The sequence below is a fragment of the Legionella nigrisilvae genome (assembly GCF_977063395.2).
In genome coordinates this window covers 217335-243576 of record NZ_CDRUGZ020000021.1, presented here as the reverse complement: position 1 = coordinate 243576, position 26242 = coordinate 217335, and the positions used below count along the sequence as shown (strand labels likewise).

Genomic DNA, 26242 nt, shown 5'->3' with positions numbered 1-26242 from the left:
TCCTATTGATCATCTGAGTTAGCACCAGGTCGTGGAGTGGTAATGCATGGGGTATAACATCGATCCTTAGCATTAATAAACGCTTTTACCCCATCAAAACTACCATTAGACTTAACTAACCAGGGTTGATCCCCTTGCCAAGTAGTGATTTTTATCCGCTGCAACATACCAGGAAGTTCTCTTACACCACTTGTTGAGACGATAGCGAGCCCGTCCCCATGATTTTGATGAATACAGTGAGGAGATTGGTGATGTAACGAAAGAATATCTTCCGGGAAGAGAGGAACCGCACCACCAACTATCCGTGCCCTATTAATATTACCAAAAAGGCTTCCAGGTCCTTGAGCAAAAGCTAAGGTATGAGCTAAAGCTTGTGAATATTCGCTGTCATAAAATGAATGCTTCATTAAGGCGAACTCATCGCTTCGCATTGAATTAATATTATTTTTATATTCAGTTTTAATTTTGTGGATTATTTTGACACGTTCATCCTGGGTCAATCCCTCTCGTTTTAAAGATTCAGCGAGCTCGATAAGAAGCATACAATGACCGCCCAATTTTTCAGCAATATCTACAATTGAATCTAAATGTTGATCTTTGATAATTTGCCCACTTAAGCCAGCTACAGTTTGACCCGAAATTAAACCAAGGCCATACATTGCCGAACCCACTCCAGCCTCAAGTATTTTTTGACATTCTTTTTGAGATAGATGAGTAAGTTTAGATAACTCTTTTACATCGATACTTAATATTTTTTCAAGAGCTGCTCTTGCCTCGGGATATCGTTTGGCAAGATGTTTATGTATACTTATACGGTGTTGCATATCAATGTAGAATGCTTTGCAGGCATCAACACCTTCTTGAGCGTGTTGGTGTCTCTCATGCAACATCGAGGTATATTCTTCTAGCGTTTTTCCTTGCATTTTGGCTCGTTCCTCGAGCTGTTCATCAGGTAAGCTCAAGGCAGCCTCCATAAGCTTCATATCCGCGAAATATTTGCAGCCTTTTTCTGTGATGCACTCCATATGGTTCTGTAAAGCGATCCCACATGCCTCTACTAATTTTTTGTGCTGCTTGGGATGCTGGAACAAAGTCAAAAGACCTCCGGTAAACCCTTGGACGACTAATTCTTGAGAGCGACTCGGTGTATATGCCTCTTTTCCTGGATGAGGAATTTTTCCCACGGGTAATTGTTCGGCATAAGCTAATAATTTCTGAGGTGAGTCAAACTCAGCTTCTGCATGTTTCATTAAATGCTCTTGGTCCGCGCGATAGAGTTTTTCAGCGTCTTTGAATCGTTGTTGATCTTTGGAGTCCAAATTGTAAAGTATCACTCCTGTTCCAACTCCAGTACCAATGACAATTGCTGCTGTTTTTTTCAACTTAAAAGCATATTTATAACCCGAAGTTATTTGTCTTTGTGCTTGCTTAATAGAGATAACTTTTGACCACATAATAATTTCTCGCAAAGGTTTGTACTTGTTGTCCATTATAACATCACCTTGATTAATGAATTATTAAGTAAAGTTACTGTCCGAATTGGTGGGCAAAAAATCCTAAAATGGTTTTGCTTAATTAAATCCATAATAGGTGTAACATCTCTAAGAAAAGGGGCAACTGCAGCCTAGTTCCTAAATATTCTAAAAAATGCCAGGAGTGTTCAAATGAATCGATATACAGGTAAATGCTTATGTGGTGAATGCCGATATGTTATTAGCGGGCAAAAACCAAAAGTAATGTTCTTATGTCATTGTAGTCGTTGTCGAAAAGAAACCGGAAGTATCCATGGGGCGAATGTGTTCTTTGAATCGGCTCAATTATCGTGGGTGAGCGGAGAGAGTAATCTTGGCTATTTCAAGTTACACAACACGAGAAAGGAACGCATTTTTTGTAAGACTTGTGGCAGCCCGCTTCCTCGACAAGATGAGAGTGGGGGCGTGATTTTACCGGCAGGTTCTTTAGATCATGATGTGTTCTTAGAGCCAACAGCCCATATTTTCTATGCAAGTCGCGTCTCTTGGGAAGATAAGCTCGCGGATTTACAACGATTTGATGAATTACCACCAGCGGATTAAAGCAAGTCAATGGTAGTTATATGGTCATCGCAAGAGCTTCGCTACATGAGTGACGCAGCCAAAAGAGCCCTAGAAAGTAATAACTATCTCATTTGTACGAGTTCATAATAATACGGTGAGACAGGTTTTAGGCTTCCTTGACTATAAGACCATAGTTTTTTAGGAGGCTCTAAAACTACCGTCTTATCAGTAATCGTGGGTATAAAAAAATCATTAAGATTTGTAGAAATTAAAATGAGTGTCTTTCCAGAAACCGAATTTGGTGACCAATATCGATACATTAAACTATCCATATTAAAAATATGTCGCCCTACAATTGGATAAATGTCTTGAATGGCTCCATTTTTCAATAATTTTGCTTGATAAAATGCAAGCTCACTTCCTATGTTATATACATCTAATGGAACTAAGATTGGTTGAGTATTTCTTTTATAACTCAAATTTTTTGCTACATCATGGAATTGTTCTGTCAGATTTTCCCATGAAATCATTTTTTGAAAGAAGAGTTGCGATGCCTTTTGCGAGGGGCTGAAGGTGAGCAGTACCATCACACAAACATAGCAAAATAATAAAAAAACGGAGCCTATATGCCATAATTTATAGGAGGTATTATGTTTAGAAATAAGTATTGCAAGCCAAGGAACAATCGCTATTAGCCCTGGACCTATCCAGTCTAACTTAATACCATGATTAAAACTATATACTCCGAAAAAGATTAAAGGAAACAGGGTAAATATTTGCAAAAACCGTTTGGCTTTGACGTCAATGCTTACTATATCTGCAGATTTTTTATCTAATAAAAAATAAAGGCCCATGACTCCCGCAGGAAGTAAAAATAAGAAAATTAATCCCATGAAATGATGGAAAGAAAACCGATTAACTGACTTAAACCGACGTACGCTTTGAAAGGCAAATGAGGCCCATTCGTGCATAAAATTCCAATAGATAACTGGAGTAAAAATAAGTGCGGTAATCAATACACAAAGATAGGGCTCTTTGCGAGCAAACCAATACCGGGTTGAGGGGACGGTGATTAGATAAAGAAGTACCGCAGGCCCCAGCAATACAATGGTATATTTGGATAACATTCCAAGACCAAGCCATACACCCGCCTTGTACCAGGATTTAGATTCATCGAAAAGAAACACACGATATAAATAATAGAGTGCAGCTGCCCAACAAAGCAGGACGGGTTGATCCGGGGTGGTGAGCGTGGATTGAATAAAATAATAAGGCATGAGTGATAGTACGAGCACAGCATACAGGCCAGAGCCTCGATGAATTAATTCCGTTAATTTGAAGCTGAAATAAGCAACACCTCCCCAACATAGCAATGCCGGAATACGAATACTGAATTCACTGGTACCAAAAATTAGGGTAGAAAATTTAATTAGCAAAGCGACCATGGGGGGATGGTCCAGATAACCAAAATCTAGATGTTGTGAATAGTTCCAATAATAAGCTTCTTCTACGAATACATCGTGTGAACCCATACATAAAATTCGTAGGGCTAAAGAAACAAAAATAATCGAAAGGGTGAGTAATACACTAATATTTTGACTCAATCCATGACGAGATAGAGCAATATGTTCGGATTTAAGTATAGAAGTCATTATCCATGTACAGAAAACTTAAACAAACCACATTCTATCCTTTTTAAAGTGGCTAGCAAAGTTATTATTGCGTACTTGTTTTAGTACTCTGTCATTTTACCAGCAATTTAAAAGTTTAAGACTTGTATCTAGAAGAGCTTATAATCTTTTTTGTTTCAATTGACTTAGAATTTTTAAGCATATTGTAGTGATTTCGCAAGTATCCAGTTTAAAATGAAAAACTAATACATCACATGGAGTTCGGATTATGTATGCAGTGTTTCACCGATTAAATATGCTAGGACTCATCTGGTTGTTCACTTATATGCCTTTTTCTTATGCTGAGGAGCTTAATGCAGATCTATTAGGGGATATTAAAACAGCCCTTGTTCCCATTAAATCAGAATATCATCACAATGCGTTAGAAGATCGAGGAATAATCCAGGTTACTGATGGTTCTGCCTGCGGCGAATCCAATCGCTCCGGAAGTGAAGAGGCAATTACTTTACCAGGAAGCATTGATTTACCGGATTATGCAACTGATGCGACTGTTTTTTTGAATGGATGGGATACCCGCTACTTAAGCAGTGATCATCATATCGGACGTGTTGCCGCCATAATTAGAAACATCCAACAGGAAAATTCTCGCTTAACGTGGGAAGCGGTGGGGTTATTACGAGATAAAAATTTTGACGATGGCTATAGATGGTGTTATCGCTTTACCGTGGTTGCATGGAATCGAAATCAAATAGATGCTCGGGTTTTGGGAGTAAGAGATAACACGACGTTCTCTTTTGAAAACGAGCATGAGCAAGTCGCGCTGGTGACTGCTGCGGGTTTTCTCAATAATAATTTCCTGACACGAGGTATTAAGGCAGCTGTACTCCCTCGAGGTTTTGTTTATGGTTGGGAAGAGGGATTTAGTCAGGCTGATCATCATCTCTTGCAAATAGCGTATAACCTCGATCATAGTGAAACGTTTATTCAGGCGGGACGCAATTGGAGTGGTCCACCTCCTTCAATAACTAACAGCCAGGCATCCAACTTTGCAAGCTGGGAAACCCTTGGTATTTTTAAAGACAACAGTACGAAACGAGATTTTAGATTTGGTTCTGCAGTATCTGTGCTTGCCGGACGTGGAGTTGAGACCAAGCAACCTCCTTTTACCATTATTCCGAAAGAAGATTTTGGCAATTGTGGGGAATTAGGAGGGGAGGTTGTGACGCAAAATCTAGTAATCGAAAATGTTCCTTATGACTATGCAATCCCCGTCTTAACGGGATGGGAACTACGCTATCCTTGTAAAGATCATCATGTCAAACGACTGGGTGTTTGGTTACATGATATGAGTTATGAAAAAGTGGCGGGAAGTTCAGTAGGAACTTTGCGTTACAGTATTTCCAGTATATTGCGCGATAAGAATACGGTCCCACTCCATATTCCACGCCATAAGGTCTCGATATTGGGAATGAATATTACTCCAGCCCCTCCAGTCCCTATACCTGATAAGAAGTCGTGAACCATTAAGGTACGATGCAAGGCTGTGTTCCTTCGGGATCTGAGGTAGTCTCGGTACTTAAAAAGTGCCGATACCTCAGGTTCGAAGTAGCAATAAATTTTTCTTCCGCGCGGGTACTTCACGAATTAGAATAGGGGAAGCTATTTCAACCTCTGGCTCAACGAGCTCAGCTTTTCAGGTAACGGGTCTGTCAGTTCTTACTTATCGAGATAATTTAATATGTGGAAAAGTATCCTCATATTGCTTAGAAAATAGGTTGAGTCATTTTGACCCAACAATTCAAAGTTATTGCCAGAAAAATAAAAATATAGTCTAGTTGGTTTCGTTTGATTTATGCCACTTATTTAATTAATATTCTCGAAATTGCTCCTAGTGGTTTATTTAATTTCATGAGATTTTTTAATATATCTTTACCCTTAAGCGCTATTCAACAGATAGTTAGTTATCTACCCTCAGCCGATAAGAAGAAATTAAGTAAAGTGAATCACGGTTGGCGACATGTATTAATGCATCAGGGCTCTGAATTATGCATTGAAGCCCAGGATTTAACGGATGTTTCCGAATTACTACCACATATCCAAGCAATTTTACCCGTAATTCCCAAGGCCCCCATTTCCATAAAACAATTAACCGAAGGATTTTCTCCTTGGGCCAATAGTTATCTGTTGCAGGTGGGTTCTGAACGGTATGTATTACGTCATATAAGACATAAGGAAGGACGAACTCGTGAGGTATTTGCCTCAATTTTTTTCGCTCAGAAAAAAATTGCGCCCGAAGTAGAGTATTTTGATTTTTCTGCGGGAATAATCATCATGCGTTATGTAGAGAATAATCCCTCTATTAACAGCCGGCTGAATGATGAGCAATTAAAGCTTATTGCAAAAAAATTCGCAGTACTTCATTCCGGACCAAAGTTACCCCGACGCGCGGAAATTGAAAAATCAACCCTCATCACGGAACGTCGGGCTACTTTAAACAGTTACATTAAAGTTTCGCCTGTTTTTTTCTTGCAGCATTATGCGCTGATGCAACTTGATTATTTAACAGATTTAGTGAAACAAACCCATTATTGTCATAACGATATGAATCCTAATAATCTGTTAGCGACCCCCGAGGATTTCTATTTTATTGATTGGGAATGCGCAGGATTACTTGATCCATTTTTAGACTTAGCGATTGTAGTGGCCACGTTACGCTTAAAGCCTGACGCTGCAAATTCTCTTTTAACGCATTATTTAGGACGTAAGCCATTCCCTGAAGAAGAGTTGCATTATGGGTACATGCAACAAATCGCTTTATTGCGATTTGCGATAAGTTTTGCAGCAAATATCAGTGATCCCACTCGTGTTAATCACGTCGATATCGCTTCAATTCCAGCGTTTAACGAATACCAACCTAGTGATGGTGCGATTGATAAAAGTAGTGATGCAGGTAAGTTTTATATTAGTGTGATGCTGATCAAGCAAGCCATGCAAACCATTAATGATTATCAATTTAAACGACAGCTCAATACCAAACTATTAGGAAGTATAAATAAACCGGAAAAAGATTTTAATTTTGGAGCGCTCCAACTTCCTTATTTTATCATGGGAGGTATTTTACAATATCTTCGTAAAGAGGAGCTTCTTCCTTTACGTTTGGTATGCGGTAGCTGGCGATTGTTCCTAGATGAACAGGTAATAAAACCTAAAGGACTAATTCTTGATGGGGCAGTAGACGAACTCAGTAATTCCAAAGCAATTGCAACACGTCTCAAGTCGACATTACAGTCATTTCTACCCTGGAGGGCAGGATCTTTAAAACCCCTGAACGGGGGGTTGTCTCCTTTTTGCCAGAATTTTATAGTACACGCATACAATCAAAACTACGTAATAAAAATATTAGAAGAAGACAGTGCTCAGGGATGGATAGAATTGTATGCAGCTCAAGCTGCTTCGCGTACTGGTATTGGCCCTAAAATAATTTATTTTAATGCAGCACAAAAAGTAGCTATTTTTGAATTTGTTGCCAATGATCCGAAGTGGCCGTTGGATAAATCATGGGATCGATTGGCCTCACTAAGTTCAGTAATTAGTGCCTTGCATGCAATGAAAGTTCCCAAGAGCATAAGTAAGGAAAGCCCTAAATTTTTGCAATTAAAAAAGATTGTTACAGAACTTGTTGAAAAAGATCCGAGGTTTGAAGATTTTTCCTTAGTTTTATCACTATTTAATGATTTAGATCACCTACTTAATCTAAATCCAAAAACCAGTCTGTGTCACTATGATATGAATCCTTGGAATCTATTATTTCAAACTGAAGGAACTCAATTTTCATTAATTGATTGGGAGTTTGCACGAATAGGAAGTCCACTTTTTGACTTGGCAACTATTGCGAATTTCTTGCGTTTAAATGCGTTGGAAGAAACTTTTTTGCGTATTGCTTATGCAAAAGGACGTGTTACCCCTCTAGACGAGGCCTGCTACCAAATAACTAAAGCCTATGTTTATTTGCGATATGCTATTTGTTCACTTGGACTAAATACCAGTGCTGAGTTGAAGCTTGATTCAGACCTATTACTTGCATTACCACCCTTTAATCAATTCAATCCATTTCAATTAAAAATTGATAAAAATACGAATGAAGGACGCTATTATATCGCTTTAATGTTTGTAAAAGCAGCTATGAATTTGCTTAAGGACAAACAATTCATCATTCATTTAAAAACGTACCAGCAGGGGTTTAAAACGGACTATATTCCCTCCTTTTTTGCACATTCATCAGAAAGGTTAGATGAACTAAATGGAACAGGAATTGTTGCCAATAACTCAAAAGAATTCACATCTTGAGGATACTACACCCGTACTCATAGGTTTAAGTTTAAGGCTCCCCCAGATAGAAACGGAGGAAGCCTTGTGGCAATTTTTAATTGCGGGTCAAAAAACAAGAAGTTCTGTATCGTCTTCAAGAATGTGGCGTGGTGAAGATGAAACGACCTATGCCAATTTGTTTACCAATTGGAATTTTTTTGATCCCAGTTTGTTTAATCTGACTGCCAAAGATATTGCGCATCTCGATCCACAACAAAAATTAGCATTGTATGGTGTGCACACCTGTCTGGAAAATGCAGGCATGATGCGTTCTGAGCTGCAGCAAGCGACAACCGGTGTGTATGCCGGAGTAATGTCGGTGGATCACCTGCATTCTTATGCAACGACTACCTCCGACAGTGACAGTCGTTTTTTCTTAAATAATTGTGAGGCAAGTGTTGCCAATCGAGTTTCCTACTGTTTTAACTTTACTGGAGAAAGTAAGAGTATTAATGCCGCTTGCGCGAGTTCATTGGTTGCCTTAAAAGATGCCTGTGACAGCATTAGACTAGGTGAAAATGATTTTGCTTTTGTAATTGGCGTTAATTATATAGATAGTGCTTTGCGGCATCAGAGTTTCAAAAAAGCGGGTATGCTCTCGCGAAGTGGCTGGTGTCATACTTTTTCTATGCAAGCCGATGGGTATTTGCCTTTAGAGGGAATGATTACTTTGCTAGTTACCTCAAAAGCTAAGGCTGAGGCCTTAAATCTTTCGGTTTTAGGAGCGGTTACGGGAATTAGTTGCAATCACAATGGAACTACCAGTACGATGACTGCCCCTAGTGTGACTGCCCAATCCCAACTGATTCGCTTAGCCCAAAAACAATGTTCCTATCTGGATGTTGCATATATTGAGGCCCATGGCACGGGAACGAATCTTGGGGATCCTATTGAGCTTGAAGCCTTAAGTCACCATTATCCGGGTTGCTACATTGGCTCCATTAAAGCAAATGTAGGGCACATGGAAGCTGGGGCTGGATTACTCGGTGTGGCTAAGTGTTTGTTGATTTTAAAGAATCGGAAAATTCCTCCTCATGTACTTTCAGATAAAGCGAATGTTTTATTATCTGAAACGTTAAATATCAATACAGAACCGGTGGATTATAATCACTCGCAAATTGCAGTAAGTTCTTTTGGATTTGGTGGTACGAATGCACATGCTATTTTGCAAAGAGTCCCTGAACGTATCCCGATAAATATTAATAAGCCTTTCAAATTACCGGTATTGCTCAGTGCAAAAACCAAAGAAGATTTGGAGTCTTTGGTGGCTCTCTCTGAAGATTATGTGTTGCAGGAAGATGCGTATCATATGGCATTAAACTCAATTTATACCCAGGAGCATTGCGTTTCTTTCCGTCAAGCAGGATGGCTTTATGAGCAGCACATTACCTGGATGCCTATAAAGAATGACTATTTAGTGCTTCCTGGGGATTGTGCACCAACGAGTTCCTTGCAATTAAGATCTTATCTATCGTCTGCGTGTTTAGAGCAGTTACCCGAATACTGGGTTCATCTCATTCATGATTTTTTATCCGACATACGGTGTATTGAAGCAGAGGGCAGCGCGGTTTCTTTGGCCATCAAAGCCAATCAAAAAATCCAAACACATTTAATAGTAAATGGAACATCCTATCCAGCCCTCACTGATTTAGATGATTATGTGTTCAAACTTGTTGAGGGCTTGGTGATCGAATCGTCCCAAGTGAATCAACTTATTGTTGAAAGCATGGCCCTTTACCAGCATCAATATACATTTAGAGGATTTTTGCAAACAGTACTCCCCACAGAATTAATTGTTTTGTTTGAACAAAATGATCTACAAAAAATTCAAAATCGCTTATGCCTTTGGACCAACGAAGAAATAATGCCGAGGCATGTAGATAAAAAATTTATCCGATATGAATTGGTACTTATGCTTTTATGGGCAAGGGTACGTGTTATTAATAAATGGCAATTAAGTACGGTTAAAAATGAATTGCTCCGACGTTTCACTGCTTCTTTTGTTGAGCTTATTGCGCTGCTTGAACACCAACTGCTTCTTCCTGAGGAGATCGAATTACTGGTTCAGCTTGATGATATTTATATCGAGCTCTTTAAGAACAGATTAATTGAGCGAATCACTACACATTCTGATGCAAGTGCCTTCACTTTATTAGTTGCTTATTATAAACCAATAACGTGTATTCAGGATGTGCAAAACAGCAGTACTAATCAATGTATTGTTCATTTTAAAGCAGGTCAGCGCATTTGTATCGATCTGGATAAAGTGAGCGACAAGGATGTTTTGACCATAACTGATGAGCTGGTTTTGCAATTATGGCTTAGGGGATTTGTTATCGATTTTGAGCGTTATTTAGGATCTCTTCCTTTCCAGCGCAAGTCTTATTTTAAAGAAACAACGAAGCATTCTATAGAGAACGTAAAGCAATTTTATACTTTGCAAACCACCTTGAAATGTATTAATCAGCATGAGTTTGCTCATCTTAAAACGATGCATTGGAATGAGTATTCGGTACATGATATTTTGACGCACGACCTTTGGGTCACGATCGATTACTCAGAACAAGATCCAATTCAATGGGTATTGGAAATCATTCGGCAAATCTCGGTTAAATGCAGTAATCAGCTTAAAAAACAACGGATTATTTACTTAAAATTAGATGAAAATTATTCCTCGCAAGAAGTCGAGTTAATTACGCATTTTGTCAACGCAGTAAATTTAGAAATTAACCCACTGCTTCTAAGGGTAATTGATTTTAAGGGAAGATTTTATTTGTACCAGCAAGTCGCTTTGCAATGTTCTAAGGAGGCACGTAAAGGTTTTGCTTATCGTGGAACCTATGTTTTAGTTGGAGGTGCTGGGGGAGTGGGTTTAAAGCTTGGAAGCTATCTTCAAGAAAAATACGCAGCACAAATTTATGTAGTAGGTCGCAAACCCTATGCTCAATTACATGACCAAGTACAGATACAACTCCAGCAAAATAAGATGATTTATCATTGCTGTGATCCGGGTGCAACCAAAGATTTTTTAAACTATTTAAAACAGCTTGCTGCAGCAGAAAAAATTTCAGGTATTTTTCATTTGGCTGTGGCGCGTCATGATGAGTGGTGGGTTAAGCAAAGCGAACATTCATTATCCACTACCTTAAAGCAAGTGAGTCAACGCAACAGTTGGTTAGTGTCGGAGGAACTCGCACAATACACGAAAAATCTGTATGTTTTTACCTCTATTCAAGCATATTCTCCCAATTTAGGGGCTACGATATACAGTTTTGAAGCGGCGTTAAAGAACTATTTAATTACCCAACAAAATAGTCTTCCTTGTTTTGTCACTGCGTTGGGCGTAATTGAAGGGATTGGTTTGGCCACCTCGGCTGATTACACCAAGTATATGGCAAATAATGATTTGGCTCCTTTATCGTTTGCTGAATTGATGGAATCATTTGAACTGCAAATTGATACTCAAACTCCCTTTGCTTTAATTACTGGTCGCACGAAACCGCACAATTCTATAATTCCGGTGACAGTCAATAAAAATCAGATCTTGGAAGAGTATGTGGCATTAAGCCTTTTATTACGAATCAACCAATCTGTTCCTATCCATGGTCGAAAGCTGGAGATGATTTTTCCAGCGTTCCAAAAACATTTTCAAAAATTAGTTCGGGAATTATTTAATATCTGGCAAAAACTGCAGCTCGTGCGCATGGAAGAGAATTTTATTTTTATTGCCCAAGAGATAAACCAACTTGAAAAGTTAAAAAGCAATTATGAAGATGAATTAAACGAAGGAAATTATTCCTCCCGGCTTAAATTATTTATCGCAGTATGTGACCAATATCCTGAGATATTATCTGGTGCTTTGTTGCCACACCAAGTTATTTTCCCTCAGGGTAATACGGAATTAGTACAAGGTTTTTACGAACATCATGTGGTTGCTGACTATGCGAATCAGATAGTGGCGAGGAAACTAAGAGATTACAGTCGATTATCCCCAAAACCCATAAAAATTCTTGAGGTAGGTGCGGGCAGCGGTGCTTCAACCCGAGCTATTTTAACAGAGCTACACGATCAATCATTTACCTATTATTTCACCGATATTTCTTCTGCATTGGTCAATAAAGCAAGGCGCTGTTTTTCGGAGTATGAGCATTCCATGGAGTTCCGAGTATTTGATATGGAACAGATGGATGCGCAACATGAGTTTTATCAAGCATTTGATGTAGTGATCGCGACAAATGCCATTCATGCAACGAGTGATATTCTAAATTCACTAAAGAGTTTGAGCGAATGCTTGGCTGATAGTGGCCATTTATTATTAAATGAATTGGTTGAAAAGACCAATTATACCACTGCTATCTTTGGTTTATTTGATGGATGGTGGAATGCCAAAGACCAACATTTACGGCAAATGAATTCCCCTTTATTGAGTGCTGAACAATGGGTATCAGTGCTGCAGAAAATGAATTTAACCGATATTGAGTATCAATACTCTTGTTTAAATTTCTCTTCTGCAGAACAAATTGTTATTGATGCCAAAATAAAACGTGAACCTCAGATTAAAAAACAGCCTGCGTTGATGATGGGTGACGCAAAAGGTTCCGCGGAGCTTGTGGGAACACAAGACGTACCAGTTTATCCGGATAAAAATCCACAATGGATCATTGAACAATTGGCGCAAACACTTTATTTGGATAGCAAAACGATTCAATTAGAAGATCGATTGTCGGAGCTTGGTTTTGACTCATTAAGTTTAAGTGACTTATACCAAAAATTAAAAACTAGATTTCCTGATCTTGGTATTGCGGAATTGTTTGCGGTCGATACGGTGGATGCTCTAGTAAAACGATTCACTGACCATGAAGGCATCAAAATTCCTGATATTCATTTTGAACTAAACCATTATAATCAGGAAACAGATATTGCCATTGTGGGACTGAGTTATCAGCTTCCCCACACAGGATCCGATGATTTTATTTCTATGCTGCAACAGGGTAAAACCGCGTTTGCACCTATTCCTAAATCACGTTGGGAACATGAGTCCTTCTTTTATGCACAAAAAGGAAAGCAGGGAACCTCTTATGCCCATAGTGGCAGTTTTTTAAAGGATATCGATTGCTTCGATGAAGCTTTTTTTAAACTCTCCCCACGTGAAGCTGCTTTTATCGATCCGCAAGAACGTTTGCTGTTGCAAAATGCTTATTTTGCCCTTGAGGATGCGAAGGCTTTCCCTATCGCCTCGGACAATAAAATCTCTGTATTTGTGGGGATCAGTGGCGCTTATTATTCTTGGTTAAACGAAGATTGGACGACTCAAAAACATGCTAATTCTGCGTGCGCTTATTGGTCCGCAGCAAACCGAATTTCGTACAGTTTTAATTTGCATGGTCCCAGTATGGCGGTGGATACAGCATGTTCGTCTTCGCTATCCGCGCTTCATTTGGCATGTCAAAGTGTGCTAGCTGATGAATCGACTATGGCGGTAGTGGGTGGAGTAAATTTAATTGTACACCCACGACAAATGGTAGAGCTCTCTGATTTACACATGCTTTCAGCTCAAAGCATTAACGCCACCTTTTCGCAAAATGCAGATGGTTTTGTGTATGCTGAAGGGGTTGTGGCTTTATGCATTAAAAAATTAAATGCGGCGGTTGCAGAAGGGAATAAAATTTATGGAGTCATCAAAGGCAGTGCGCTCAATTCAGGTGGCAAAATGCATGGTTATACCGTGCCAAATTCTGAAGCCCAAAAACAGGTTATCCTTGCTGCCTTGCAAAAAGCAGGGATTAATTCCTGGCAAATCAATTATATTGAGGCACATGGTACAGGCACAATTTTAGGTGACCCTATAGAAATAAAAGCATTAGGTGAGGTCTATCAAAATAAAGCTTTCCTAGGTTCAGTTAAAAGTAATATGGGTCATAGTGAAGCATGTGCTGGTTTGGCGGGTTTGGTACGAATCTTATTGCAGTATCATCATGAGGAAATCTTCGCTGGAGTAAATGCTTGGCCGTTGAATGAACATTGTCATTTTGAAAAGACACAGTTCATTATCCCAGAACAAAATATTCCGTGGGAACACAATAGGGGAGCACGTTTTAGTGCACTCAGTTCTTTTGGTGCGGGTGGTTCAAATGCCCACATTATTTTACAAGATTATCCTCTTATTCCTGAAATGTGCACCCAACATCATACGTTTAAAAAACAAGCCCATTGGAGTATTCCTAAGAATTATTCGGCAATAATTGAAGAATATCCCTTAATTCTGGAAACTAAAGCCTATTATTTTGAACAACATCGATTACATCAACGTCCAATATTACCTGGTGTGGCGCATATTTATTTTTGTTATCAAGCCTATCTACGGAATAAAGAAAAGGCGTCGCTTCGAATCAGCATTCGCGACATAAAATGGCTTAATCCTATTTATGCGGATCATGAAACAGATACCCATTCACTCATAGTTCGTTTTAAACCGGAAGACACCCATCTTCTTTGTGAATTAACCGGGACCCTATTGTATTCAAGCAGTACTTATCATTCTTTAAATGAAGTTACAGTGCTCAGCGAATATGCTTCATTTGCTAAAGAGTGCACTCACGAGCTGTTAACGGCGACAATGTATGCACAATTTCGCCGTAATAATTGGTATCATGGTGAAGCATTTCAATCCGTACACACTCTTCGCGTAAATCCACAACAAAATAAAGCGGTTGCCACATTAATACTCGCAGAAGCTCAAGAAGTGCCTACCTTGGATCCCCGTTTATTTGATGGTGTTTTGCAATGTGTTTCAGTGTTACAAGCAGAGTTGCCAAGAGATCAGGTATACATTCCTCAAAAGATTGAGGTGTTAAATTTAGTTCACGACTGGACTACTAAAATTTATGTAGCTGTGGAAGACAAATCTCTCCGTGAATTTTCTCCTCGCTATAATATTTCTATTTTTGATGAGCAGTATCGTTTGGTAAGCCATATTAGTGGTTTTTGCATGATTCCTATTCACAAACAACAAATTATTCCGCAGATAGATTCTTCTGCCGAATCCAGAAATTTAGCTGCATTATCCGCTTCTGAGCTCATGTCCTTCGAAGTCAAAGTGAGTCAAAAACCAATTCATTATTTTAAGCCCTTTTGGCAGCGCATTGATTGTGAAAAGGCAAAAGAAAGAACGATTGAGTGGTTGACTGCCACCCAAACACCCAGCATTGATTCGGCTTGTTCTATAATGCGGGTAAATCAATTACACAATACAACTCAATTTATAAGCCTCCTACAGAATGTACAACATGCTGTGCAAACACGAAAAAAATTACAGCTGATTTTATGTTTTGAGGATTCGGGAGAAACTGCTGTTTACGCCCAGGCAATCCATGCTTATTTACGTACAGCACAACGTGAGTTTCCTGAACTCCGTTACAGCGTAGTCCTTTTGCCTTGGGAATTGAGCGCTCAACTCTTGTCACAGGTAGCCGAGAAGGAATTGCCTACCTGGGTTAAAGTGAACCGGGAGGGTGCTTTTCATACTCAATATTACCATGCGGTTACTCCAGAGCAAAAAGAAGCCCGTTTGTTATTTAAAAAAAATGGGGTATACGTTATTGCGGGAGGACTGGGTGCGATTCCGCAAATTATTGCTCAATACCTGGTGCATCAATATCAAGCCCATATTCTACTTCTGGGACGACGTAATCCATCCATTGACAACATGCATTGGTTAGGCCAAAACAACATCAGCTACAAGCAAGTGGATCTCGGTGACCGTGAGACCCTGCACGCTTTGATCGCTCAGTTTGTTTCAGAACATGGGGGTGTCTTGAATGGTTGTATTCAGGCAGCTGGTGTTCAACAAGATAGTCTTATTATTAATCAGTCAGCGGCAGCAATTGAAACGGCTTTGACCGCAAAAGTAATTGGGACTTTAAATTTTGATAAAGCGACCAGGGGCTATCATCTGGATTTTTTTCTTTTGTTGTCTTCCTACTCTTCGATACTCGCTAATGTTGGGCAGTCTATTTATGCAGCTGCTAATGGATTTTTAGATGGTTTTTCCGTTTTACGAGAATCCTGGCGTATCCAAGGAAGGTGCTCAGGATTTACTTACAGCATTAATTTGCCTTTTTGGGAACAAGGAGGCATGCAGGTCAGTGAGTCAGTATTAGCACGCATGCAAAAAGAATGGGGAATGGAGGCAATTAGCAATGCTACGGGATGTCACATTTTTGAAACATTATCCGCTTTACCTTGGCCGCAAATTATGGCGCATCAAGGTGAGCCAGGAATCATTTTACAGCACTTAAATGATTTGAAATCGACGCAACAATACAGGTCTGAAGTGAATATGGAATTTAAACTCTTCGTGGTCAACACGATTAAAAAAGTATTAGAACTTAAGGAGCATTTTGAGCTGACAGCCTCTTTTGGCGATCTTGGTTTTAACTCAATTTTATTTACTGAGTTGGCCAATTATTTGAATGATACCTATGATTTGGCCATCACCCCGGCTACTTTTTTTGGTTATAAAACCGTTGCCGAATTCATTAGCCATTATGAGCAGGCTATATCTCCTGCGGCGGGGAGGATTCAATCCGAAGAGGTAAAATCATTTACCCCTCATCATGTGCCTAGAGAAGATGTGCCGGTGATTATCGGGTTCAGTGCGCTCTTACCAGGATGTGGAAGTTTACACGATTTTTGGCAATTGTTAGTGAATCAAAACCATGTCTTTAGCCAAACTCCTGCAAATAGGTTGCATTACATGCAACAACATCCGGGGACATTTATTGAGGGTGTTGAGGCATTTGATGCGGCTTTTTTTAATCTGTCACCATTGGAGGCCATGGTGATGGATCCCCAGCAACGACTGTTATTGCAGGAGGTATGGCATGCCTTAGAAATGGGGGGAATCAACCCCTTACACTTAAAAGGATCCGCAACAGGGGTTTATGTGGGGGCGTCCACTTTTGATTATGCTAAACAATTAACGCGAAACCAAGTGAACAATCCCTACATTCCAGTTGCAACCGTACATAGTTTACTCGCGAATCGAATATCTCATTTTTTTGATTTAAGTGGCCCTAGTGAAGCATTAGATACGGCCTGTTCCAGTAGTTTATATGCCCTAGATCGCGCCGTAAAAGCCATCAAGCAAGGGGAGATTGAGCAAGCAATTGTATGTGGAGTGAATCTGTTACTAGATGATGAATTCTTTAATGCGTTCACTCAATCAGGAATGCTGTCCTCTACGAACATCTGCAAACCCTTTGATAAGCAAGCAGATGGATACATTAGAGGGGAAGGAATTATTGTCGTTATTCTCCAGAACCAAGCGCGAGCACAGTCACAAAATAATACGATTTATGCCAGGATTCTTGGAAGCGGGGTCAATCATACGGGTAAAGCTAATACCCTCACTTCACCCAGCTCAATAGCGCAACAAAAACTGTACGAACATATCTATAGTTCGATTGATATAGAACGCATTAGTTATATTGAAGCCCATGGGACAGGCACGTCACTAGGTGATCCTATTGAGTTGGAAGGTTTGAAAAGTTTTGTGGCTGATAAAAATGTAGCGATTGAAGTGGGCTCAGTCAAAGGCAATATTGGCCATCTAGAACCTGCTTCAGGGTTGGCTGGATTAATAAAAATTTTGTTGATGTTTCAATATCAAATGATTCCAGGACAAGCGAATTTATCTGAAATCAATCCATACCTTAAATTGCAGCAATCGGGCCTGTCGATCAGTGAAGAATCTCATGCATGGCAACAAAAGCATCTTCATGGAGCATTGATTCCTCGATGTGCGGCGGTAAGCTCTTTTGGTTTTGGCGGGGTTAATGTGCATGTTGTTTTAGAGCAGGGTACTCTAAATCAACGACCTCGAATCGACTCTTTTGTACCGTTAATCCCTCTTTCGGCAGCCAATGAAAAAAGCTTGTATGACTTGGTAAAAAATTACATTACCTGGTTGCAAGAAACGCCTCATTTGGAACCGCAAAGTTTCTGTTTTACCCTACAAAAAAGACGTCTTCATCATCGCTATCGAGTGATTTTCCAATGGCATAATCAGCAACAATTAATTCAGCAGATGCAGGATTGGCTTGATTCATCAGTATTTCCTTATATTAGCGATAACTATCAATCCATTGCCCAAGCTTATCTGAATGGGGAGGTTGCTTTTAGTCCTCCAGAAAACGCGGATGAAATGATGCCTGTTCATGGGACTCCAGCTTATCCTTTTATCCGTAAAAAACTCTGGTTTAAAACTCCAGAAAATCACTTAGTTTATGTGAATAAAGAGCTGCCGGCGGAAATGATACATCAACCGTTATGTAACCAAAATATTGTAATCATACATGAGGATTGTTGTGCCGGGCTACTTAAACCAATTAGCTCACAACTCGAAAAAAATAATAAGGTTTATAGTTATAACTTGAGTGAGTTTAATCTGGATGAATTTAAGATATTTTTAGAGGTTCGCCCTGATATAGATCACTTTATTATTTATCCGCAGTATCCTGACTTTAATTTAAAGATTAATTTATTTCAACAGGATCCTCTCGGTCTAGTTCAGCCTTTATTTGATTTATTGAAAACGACGTTAGGCTCCAATTTGTTTACAAAAAAAATTACTATTGGGTGGTATTCTTATACTGCTCAGGCCAATCATCCACAAGTAGCAATGGTTAGCGGGTTATTAGGATCTTTAGCTAAAGAAATGCCCCATTGGCACGTGCACCATTTAATTATGGATACCCCTTTAGAGCAGTCGATGTTGGATCTGGTAGCTCCAGGACCCTCTCAAACCATTGAGTATCGAAAAAAACAGTACTGGTTTCCTTCTCTGGAGTTAGCTCCAGAGGGTGAGGAAAAGGATTTTTTAATATCGCATAAGACGTATTTGATCCTTGGAGGTATGGGTGGTATCGGTCGTCGTTTGACGCAATTTTTGATTGAATCATACAAAGCTAAGGTTATTCTTGTAGGGCGTAGTGCTTTAGATGAAGAGGCACGACAATTTATCCAAGCATATGGGGAGCAAGTTGAGTTTATTCAAACCGACGTAACTCATGAAGCAGAATGCGCGTTGCTCATTAAGTATCTGCAGGTGAAATATCCCATAATCCATGCAGTATTTAATTTAATTATGCAATTGCAAGACAGCACGGTTGATTCGATGACTTGGCAACAATTTAGCCACGTGATTCATGCCAAATTATTCAGTGCTTATTTTATTTATCAGTTGCATCAACAAATACAAATTAACGCTGCAGTGATTTTTTCCTCCATGCAAAGCAGTGCGTGTCTTGCAGGCCAGGCCAACTATGCCGCGGCGAGCAATGCCTTGGATGCCTATTGTTTGCGCTTGGAACAGGAAGCCGCATTACCTGTTAAAATTATCAATTGGAGTATTTGGCAAGAAGTTGGCGCAGTCACTGATTCGTTTTATCTCGAACGAGCGCGCGATTTAGGTTTTATTCCTTTGACCACACAACAAGCATTGGAAGCGATGCAACTAGGTTTAAATAGCCCCTATGCCCAGTTTGCAATTCAAAATAAAAGTGCGGCGCACAGTCTGCAGACGCGAACCGTTTTACCCATTAAAGCAGGACTAAATGGCGTGAACCAATTCGTTTATTGCTTGGCTTCTGATTTGCGAAAAAGGCAGATTTTTCACGACAATATACTCCCCAAATACACCCGATTGGTTACCTATTTAACTGGATTACCTGAAGTTTCTGCCACTGCCGAATCATTGCATGATTTGCTTGAGCGCTGTTGCCAAGAGCATACGGCTTATGAGGCATATTATCGTTTGGCATATCTTTGTTATTTGAACTACAAACTAATCCTTGAGGGAAACAAAGCCGCCGCAGAGATCATTTTTTCAGAAGAGGGACTTAAATTATTGTTCGCTCTTTATGCTCAAAGTCCTGAGTCAAAAATGTGTAATCAATCCATCGCACGACATATTGCCGAATATCTTAAGAACAGTACGCAACGGGTAAAAATTTTGGAGCTAGGTGCCGGAGTAGGTGCAACCACAAAAACATTGATGCATGTACTAAATGACTATGAGCAGCTCGATTATTATTATACGGATGTCTCTTCCTTTTTCCTGAATCAAGGTAAAAAATTACAGCAACACGTACATTTTAATTTGCACTGCGAACACTTAGATATGAATCACTTAGCACAAGTGGCTGATGATTCCTACGATGTGGTGCTCGCTTCGAACGTAATTCATTTGGCAAATGATTTAGAGTATACGCTTAAAGAAATGCAACGTATTCTTAAGCCACAAGGGATATTTTTACTTAATGAGGCAGTGCAAGAACAAGCGTATTTAAATTTTATTTTTGGTTTATTTGATGGTTGGTGGCAAGCGAGCGGCGCCGAGCGCTTAAATGCTTCTCCTTTGTTAAGCCAGGATCTTTGGCTGCAAAAATTAACCGCAGCAGGTTTTGATCTTTCAGAACAACATTTCCGCGAGCAAGTAACCGTGCAAAAGGTATTTTGTTGTCACAGGAAGCAGTCTAATTCCAACTCATCGGTTTCTTGGACACCGTCTCCTCCATTTTGTGAGGAAGGAATGATTACACAGAAAATTGCGGAATTCGTTCTTGAAGCACTTCATTTCCCTAAAAACGAGACTGTTGAATTAGACCGTCCTTTGGCAGAAATGGGGCTTGATTCAATTACGGGCGTCAGTTTAGTAACCCATATTAATAAAGCATTTAATTTATCATTACGCACGGCTGTCATTTTTGATTATCCTACTTTGCAGCGTTTAGCCGCCTTTGTTCAGTCTCAGTTAAAGGAAAAAGAACCTATCATTCCAGAAAGACAGCCGGTAGATTTATTTGCAGGGGAATTGATTAATGATTAAGCAACGACGTAAATATACTTACAGTCCCCAAAGTAATTTGTACTGGTTAGCGCACCAGATTGATGGTCATTATGTGTTCCCGCTCGATAATTTACTCATGATGATCTACTCCACTCTGAAGCCTTTAGCTACAGCACAAGTCATGCAATTAACCGAGCTTGAATTAAAGAAATTATTAATTGCCGAAGAAGAACAAACGATTAATTTAGTTCTCGAAATCGATCCCATAAATCATTATTGCAGCATTGAGCAATTGCATGATGATGGCAGTAAGGAAATCGTTTTACGAAGTAATTATCAATTTAAATTAGAAAGCGAAATAGATAAAGTACGAGAATTTTTGTCTACAACCTTAGGCGACATGTCTGTGGTATCCATGGATCCTAAGGTCCACCCAACAAGTTCATCGGGAAGACGGGAATTTCGTTTTGATGACACTATAGCGAAGAGTGATTTTTATCAGAAGGATTCATTACACTACTTAGGGGATTGTTATCGGATTATTGAACAATATCATTTGAATGATTCATTTTTTGCAGTCCTAAATCCTAAGGCCAGTTATCCTGCGGTTTTGGGGAGCATGTTGCATTCTTTGATTTATCTTGATGATCCTTGTTTTCAGAAAAATCCTCGTCCCGGATTACCTAAAAAAATCAAAAGAGTGTTATTTCATGTTCGGAATCAGCCTAATGAATTTTTATATGCTAAAGACCAAGACGCTACGGTTTGTGATGCGCAGGGAAATTGGCAAGTCATTATGGAAGGAGTTGAGTTCACGCGATCTAAAACACCTGAAATTAAAGCGCTTAAAGAGTCTTTAGATATTGCTGTAATTGGTATGGCGGGGCAATTTCCACAAGCTAAAAATCTGGAAGAATTATGGCGTGGTTTATGTGAAGGATTTAATGCGATTACCCCCTTAGAGAAACGAGGAGAACACTATTTTCGTGAGCCCAATTATGCTGGGTGGTTAACTGATGTCTTTGCCTTTGATCCCGAATATTTCCATATACCAAAAATTGAAGCGCAAGCAATGGATCCGCAACAGCGTTTATTTTTAGAAACAGCAGCAACTGCGCTAATGGATGCGGGTTATTCCCCCATGGAACTTCCTGATAAATTCTGCGGTGTTTTTGTGGGGGCAAGCCAGAATAATTATTTGATACACAGTTTACAAAAACCTATTGCCCAAAGTTTTTGGGGAAATGCCCCATCAGTTATTGCTGGACGAGTTTCTTATACTTTTAATCTAACGGGACCGGCAATTACTTTTGATACCGCATGTTCTTCTTCCTTGGTTGCCATACATCAAGCGTGCCAGGCGATTAAAAATGGTGAATGCTCGAGTGCTCTTGCAGGCGGGGTGTTTATTATGAGCAATGATAATTTTCTCCAGCAAGCACATCATGCCAAAATGCTCTCTCCAGATCATGCTTGTCAAACCTTTGGTGATAAAGCGAATGGATTTATTCCCGGCGAAGCGGTTGGCTGTGTTTATTTAAAGCCTTTAGCGCAGGCGCTTCAAGATCACGATCCCATTTATGCCGTAATTAAGGCTAGTGGAGTGAATCAAGATGGACAATCAAATGGCATTACCGCACCTAATGGTTTAGCACAGACGTCACTAATGCAACAGATATACACTTCCTATGGCTTATCAACGAAGGATCTCGCATACATTGAAACTCATGGAACAGGTACCGAGCTGGGTGATCCTATTGAAGTACATGCGTTGCAGCGATTATTTACAACACAGTCTACGAATCCTGAACAATCATGTGGCCTGGGAAGCATAAAATCCAATATTGGTCATACAGTCCATGCCGCCGGGGTGTGTGGTTTTATCAAAACTATTTTATGCAGCTATTTCCAACAAATTCCAGCAACACTTCATTGTGAACGTGAAAATCCACAAATTGATTTTGCCAGTACCTCCTTTTATCCCGTCAAAGAATTAAGCCCATGGCCTAAAAATAAATCGCTTGCAGCAGTAAGTTCATTTGGATTTTCTGGTACCAATGCCCATGTGGTCATCCAACAGTTTGCCAATCAGAATAGACCTCAGTTTCCAGTATACCCATTCAAAAAAATTCAGTGTTATTGGGAGTACACTTCAGAATATACCTTATCCGCGGATCAGACTTATTTCAGTCAGCATCTCGTAAATCATCAGGCCATTTTACCAGGGGTAGTGAGTCTGGCCTTAACTCAGTATTTCCTTAATGAACTACCCTTAAATTGTGTGAATGTGCATTGGCTCAAAGCATTGCCTGCACTTAATCCATTGTTGAAGGTTAATATAAATAGAACTCATAGCGCCCTTGAACTCCTTCATGATGGAGATTCGTTTTTTAGAGCAGAATTTGCAGAACATGAAAAAGACGTAGTTCCTTTTAATTTGCATGAGTTCAAACGTATCTCCCAAACAATTGACTGCGCTGAATTTTATCGCTGTTTTGAACAAGCAGGGATTAACTATGGTCCGGATTTAAAAAACATCAAGCAACTTTTTGCCTTAGAAGACCGGGTTTTTGCTCCGATTCAATTTAATGGAGATTTTAGCGAGTTTTTGTTTAATCCTTACCTCCTAGACGCTGCGTTACAAACCGTTGGCTATTTCACTTTGTATCAACAACAACCGCTTTCTTTACCGGTAAGCGCTAAAAAAATGATACTTCTTAAAAAGTTAGGGAATCATGCTTTAGTGTGCACAAAAAAAATAGGCCCGCTTAGTTTTCATATTCAAATTTTTGATGAAGAGGAGACACTGTGTGTCGTAATTGAAGAATTAAAAGCGCATTATCTTATAACATCTTATCGTCCTACTACGCCCGGTTATTTATCTGCAGGATCCAGAAATATTGAGACCTCATTGGATCCCGCGGATAAGCCGCGGGACGTAGGAGTACATGCACAAGTACTGAATACATCAGCAAACCTACCGCTTGCATCCCAGGGGTTGTCCACCGATGTAGATAATGCAGGAGTAGATACAAAATCGACTCAAGAATTAGTCTATTCTATTTTTTCCCATCGCCTAAACATGACCTCTGATGAGCTAAAAAGAGTGGGCCAATTTAGTAAGCTAGGTTTAGATTCTTTATTGGCTATGGATATTATTTTTGATTTAGAATCTCATTTTGGCAGTCAACCCAAAACGCTGTTATTTGACCATACAACGTTTGATGAATTAATAGCACATTTCAGCATTCATACTCCTCGAAGACGCGAAGAGCAAAAGCCACAGCCTTGGTCCGTCCCAATTTCTTCTGCAGCGGATATGGCAATTATTGGCATGGCTGTTAATTTTCCTCAAGCTTCTGATTTCCCCTCATTCATCGAGATTTTGGAAAACGAGAAAAATTGCATTCAGCCAATTGATAGTCGAAGTTATGGTTTTGGCGCATTGCTCGAAAATGCCAATGATTTTGATGCCCTTTTTTTTAATATTGCGCCTAACGATGCATTGATAATGTGTCCGCAAGAACGAATTATGCTGCAAAACGCATGGCATTGCTTAGAAGATGCGGGAATTCGTCTTGACAATCAACCTCAATCCGTTGGGGTGTTTATTGGTGCTATGAATAATTTTTATCAATTAACGGGTTTTGAAAAAAGCTTAAAAGAACAAAAAACAGTTTTAGCGAATTCAACCGCTGCAAGTATTGCCAATCGAATTTCCAGTGTGCTTAATTTTACTGGACCGAGTCTTACGCTTGACAGTATGTGCTCCTCTTCATTAACCGCATTACATTTAGCAATGCAAGCCATTCTTGCCAATGATGCATCCATGGCTTTAGTGGGAGGGGTAAATCTCATTAGTCATGATTATAAATATCAAGAACTCTTGCATCGAAATATGTTATCGCTTCAGGGACATTGTGCCAGTTTTGGAGAACACGCCGATGGCTATGTACCAAGTGAAGGAGTCGTGAGCATTTTAATCAAACCCCTCCACGCAGCAATCCGTGATGGGGATCGTATCCATGCCGTGATTAAAGGCAGTAGTGTCGCTCATAATGGGACCAGTTCAGGTTATACCGTTCCTAATGCAAATGCCCAAGCAGAAGTAATTAAAAAAGCAATCGTAAACGCAGGGTTAAAACCCGAAGACATCAGTTATGTGGAGTGCCATGGTACTGGAACCCAATTAGGGGATCCGATTGAAATAAAAGGTTTAAGCAAAGTATTTACCGAGCGGGATTCGCCATGCTTTATTGGTTCCTTAAAATCAAATTTAGGCCATATGGAAGCAGCAGCAGGGCTTGCAGGTATGGTCAAAGTAATCGCACAAATGCAACAAAAAAAGCTTTATACAAGTCTGCACGCGAGCAGTCTGAACCCTAATATTCAATTGCCTAAATCATTAATTCTATGTCAAAACCCATCCAGTTGGTCTGTTCATCCTAAGGACCAGTGTTATTATGCGGGTGTGTCTAGCTTTGGTGCAGGTGGCAGTAATGCGCATGTGATTTTACAAAGCTATGAGCATACGATTCAGCCTAAAGTTAGTCCCCTGCCGCGAACCGTATTTCAAAATCGTCGCTATGCTCATGAAGTTGAAAATAGCACGACTCCAGATCGATTTTATGAATATGTATGGCAGCAACAGGAACATACGAATAAACCGCTGGTGCCCTCATCATGTAAATGGGTGGTGCTAAGCACTAAAAGTAATGAAGCAGAGATAAGAAAACATTTGGCTCAAGATGTTATCCACTTTATTTATACCTCTCAAAGTGAATGGCACTTCCCTCAAGAGCAGAGCGCAGTAACGTCAAAACAAATAATCGAGTTATTGCCTGATGAGTTTATATTGCTTGATTGCTGCAATGATGAGCTTGAGTTAATTGAACATTTAAGTTTTTTACAACAGATTGCTCTCGCCACTAAAAAAGGAACGATACTGCAGATTAACGAAAGCCATTCACCTAACTTGGAGGTGATCGCTTATTTTCTGAGGTGCATGAATGAACAAACTATAGGATTAAAAACAGCTACCCTAGTGCTGGAGCCTCCATTTTTTACCTACGAGCTCATTCAAGAGGAATTAAGGCAAATAAACCTTAGTTATCATAAAATTCGTTATACTCAAGCACAGCGCTTTATCCAAGTATTACAAGAGCGGGAATATAAGAAATCAGCCTCTATTGCCATAGACTCGGAAAAGGTTTACTTAATTACAGGCGGTACGAGTGGTATCGGTGCGGAAGTTGCAAAGTGGCTCGTTGCGCGCGGTGTTCGTAAATTAATTTTAACTGGAATTACCCCTTTACCCCAAGAAAATTTATGGGAGCATTATCTGAAGTCGTCCTGTA

The 26242-nt window shown here is 39.7% G+C and carries 7 protein-coding genes (1 of these 7 running past the window's edge); 5 read left to right on the top strand and 2 right to left on the bottom strand.

Annotated features, from left to right (window positions below):
* Positions 1-2: 2 nt before the first annotated feature.
* A complete protein-coding gene (locus tag ACWTE2_RS12145) occupies positions 3-1490 on the bottom strand; it encodes a hypothetical protein (protein ID WP_454785540.1) in 1488 nt (495 codons plus the stop codon).
* A 174-nt stretch (positions 1491-1664) separates the two neighbouring features.
* Between ACWTE2_RS12145 and ACWTE2_RS12140 the strand changes: the two genes are divergently transcribed.
* Positions 1665-2075, top strand: a complete 411-nt coding sequence (locus ACWTE2_RS12140) for a GFA family protein (RefSeq protein WP_454785539.1) — start codon at positions 1665-1667, stop codon at positions 2073-2075.
* 83 nt (positions 2076-2158) lie between these two features.
* Here ACWTE2_RS12140 and ACWTE2_RS12135 read toward each other — a convergent pair whose 3' ends face one another.
* Positions 2159-3688 carry a glycosyltransferase family 39 protein gene (locus ACWTE2_RS12135; RefSeq protein WP_454785538.1) on the bottom strand — a complete coding sequence of 510 codons (1530 nt, stop codon included), beginning with the start codon at positions 3686-3688 and terminating at the stop codon, positions 2159-2161.
* A 247-nt stretch (positions 3689-3935) separates the two neighbouring features.
* Here ACWTE2_RS12135 and ACWTE2_RS12130 point away from each other — a divergent pair, with 247 nt between their 5' ends.
* The 4 genes from ACWTE2_RS12130 to ACWTE2_RS12115 form a co-directional block, all read left to right on the top strand.
* The gene (locus tag ACWTE2_RS12130) at positions 3936-5186 is read left to right on the top strand and encodes a hypothetical protein (RefSeq protein ID WP_454785537.1); all 1251 of its coding nucleotides are present in this window, start codon (positions 3936-3938) and stop codon (positions 5184-5186) included.
* Between the two features lie 389 nt (positions 5187-5575).
* A complete protein-coding gene (locus tag ACWTE2_RS12125) occupies positions 5576-8014 on the top strand; it encodes a phosphotransferase (protein WP_454785536.1) in 2439 nt (812 codons plus the stop codon).
* Positions 7968-20924 carry an SDR family NAD(P)-dependent oxidoreductase gene (locus tag ACWTE2_RS12120; protein ID WP_454785535.1) on the top strand — a complete coding sequence of 4319 codons (12957 nt, stop codon included), beginning with the start codon at positions 7968-7970 and terminating at the stop codon, positions 20922-20924. Before ACWTE2_RS12125 ends, ACWTE2_RS12120 begins: the two co-directional genes overlap by 47 nt.
* Positions 20917-26242 carry the 5' portion of a beta-ketoacyl synthase N-terminal-like domain-containing protein gene (locus tag ACWTE2_RS12115; protein WP_454785534.1) on the top strand. The gene runs 2216 nt beyond the window's last position, so 5326 of the gene's 7542 nt are visible here — the first part of the coding sequence; the start codon lies at positions 20917-20919; its stop codon lies beyond the right edge, outside the window. Before ACWTE2_RS12120 ends, ACWTE2_RS12115 begins: the two co-directional genes overlap by 8 nt.

Excerpts from the sequence above, each read along its gene's own strand:
- ACWTE2_RS12145 (WP_454785540.1), bottom strand. The coding sequence starts at position 1,490 with ATGGACAACAAGTACAAACCTTTGCGAGAAATTATTATGTGGTCAAAA.
- ACWTE2_RS12140 (WP_454785539.1), top strand. The coding sequence starts at position 1,665 with ATGAATCGATATACAGGTAAATGCTTATGTGGTGAATGCCGATATGTT.
- ACWTE2_RS12135 (WP_454785538.1), bottom strand. The coding sequence starts at position 3,688 with ATGACTTCTATACTTAAATCCGAACATATTGCTCTATCTCGTCATGGA.
- ACWTE2_RS12130 (WP_454785537.1), top strand. The coding sequence starts at position 3,936 with ATGTATGCAGTGTTTCACCGATTAAATATGCTAGGACTCATCTGGTTG.
- ACWTE2_RS12125 (WP_454785536.1), top strand. The coding sequence starts at position 5,576 with ATGAGATTTTTTAATATATCTTTACCCTTAAGCGCTATTCAACAGATA.
- ACWTE2_RS12120 (WP_454785535.1), top strand. The coding sequence starts at position 7,968 with ATGGAACAGGAATTGTTGCCAATAACTCAAAAGAATTCACATCTTGAG.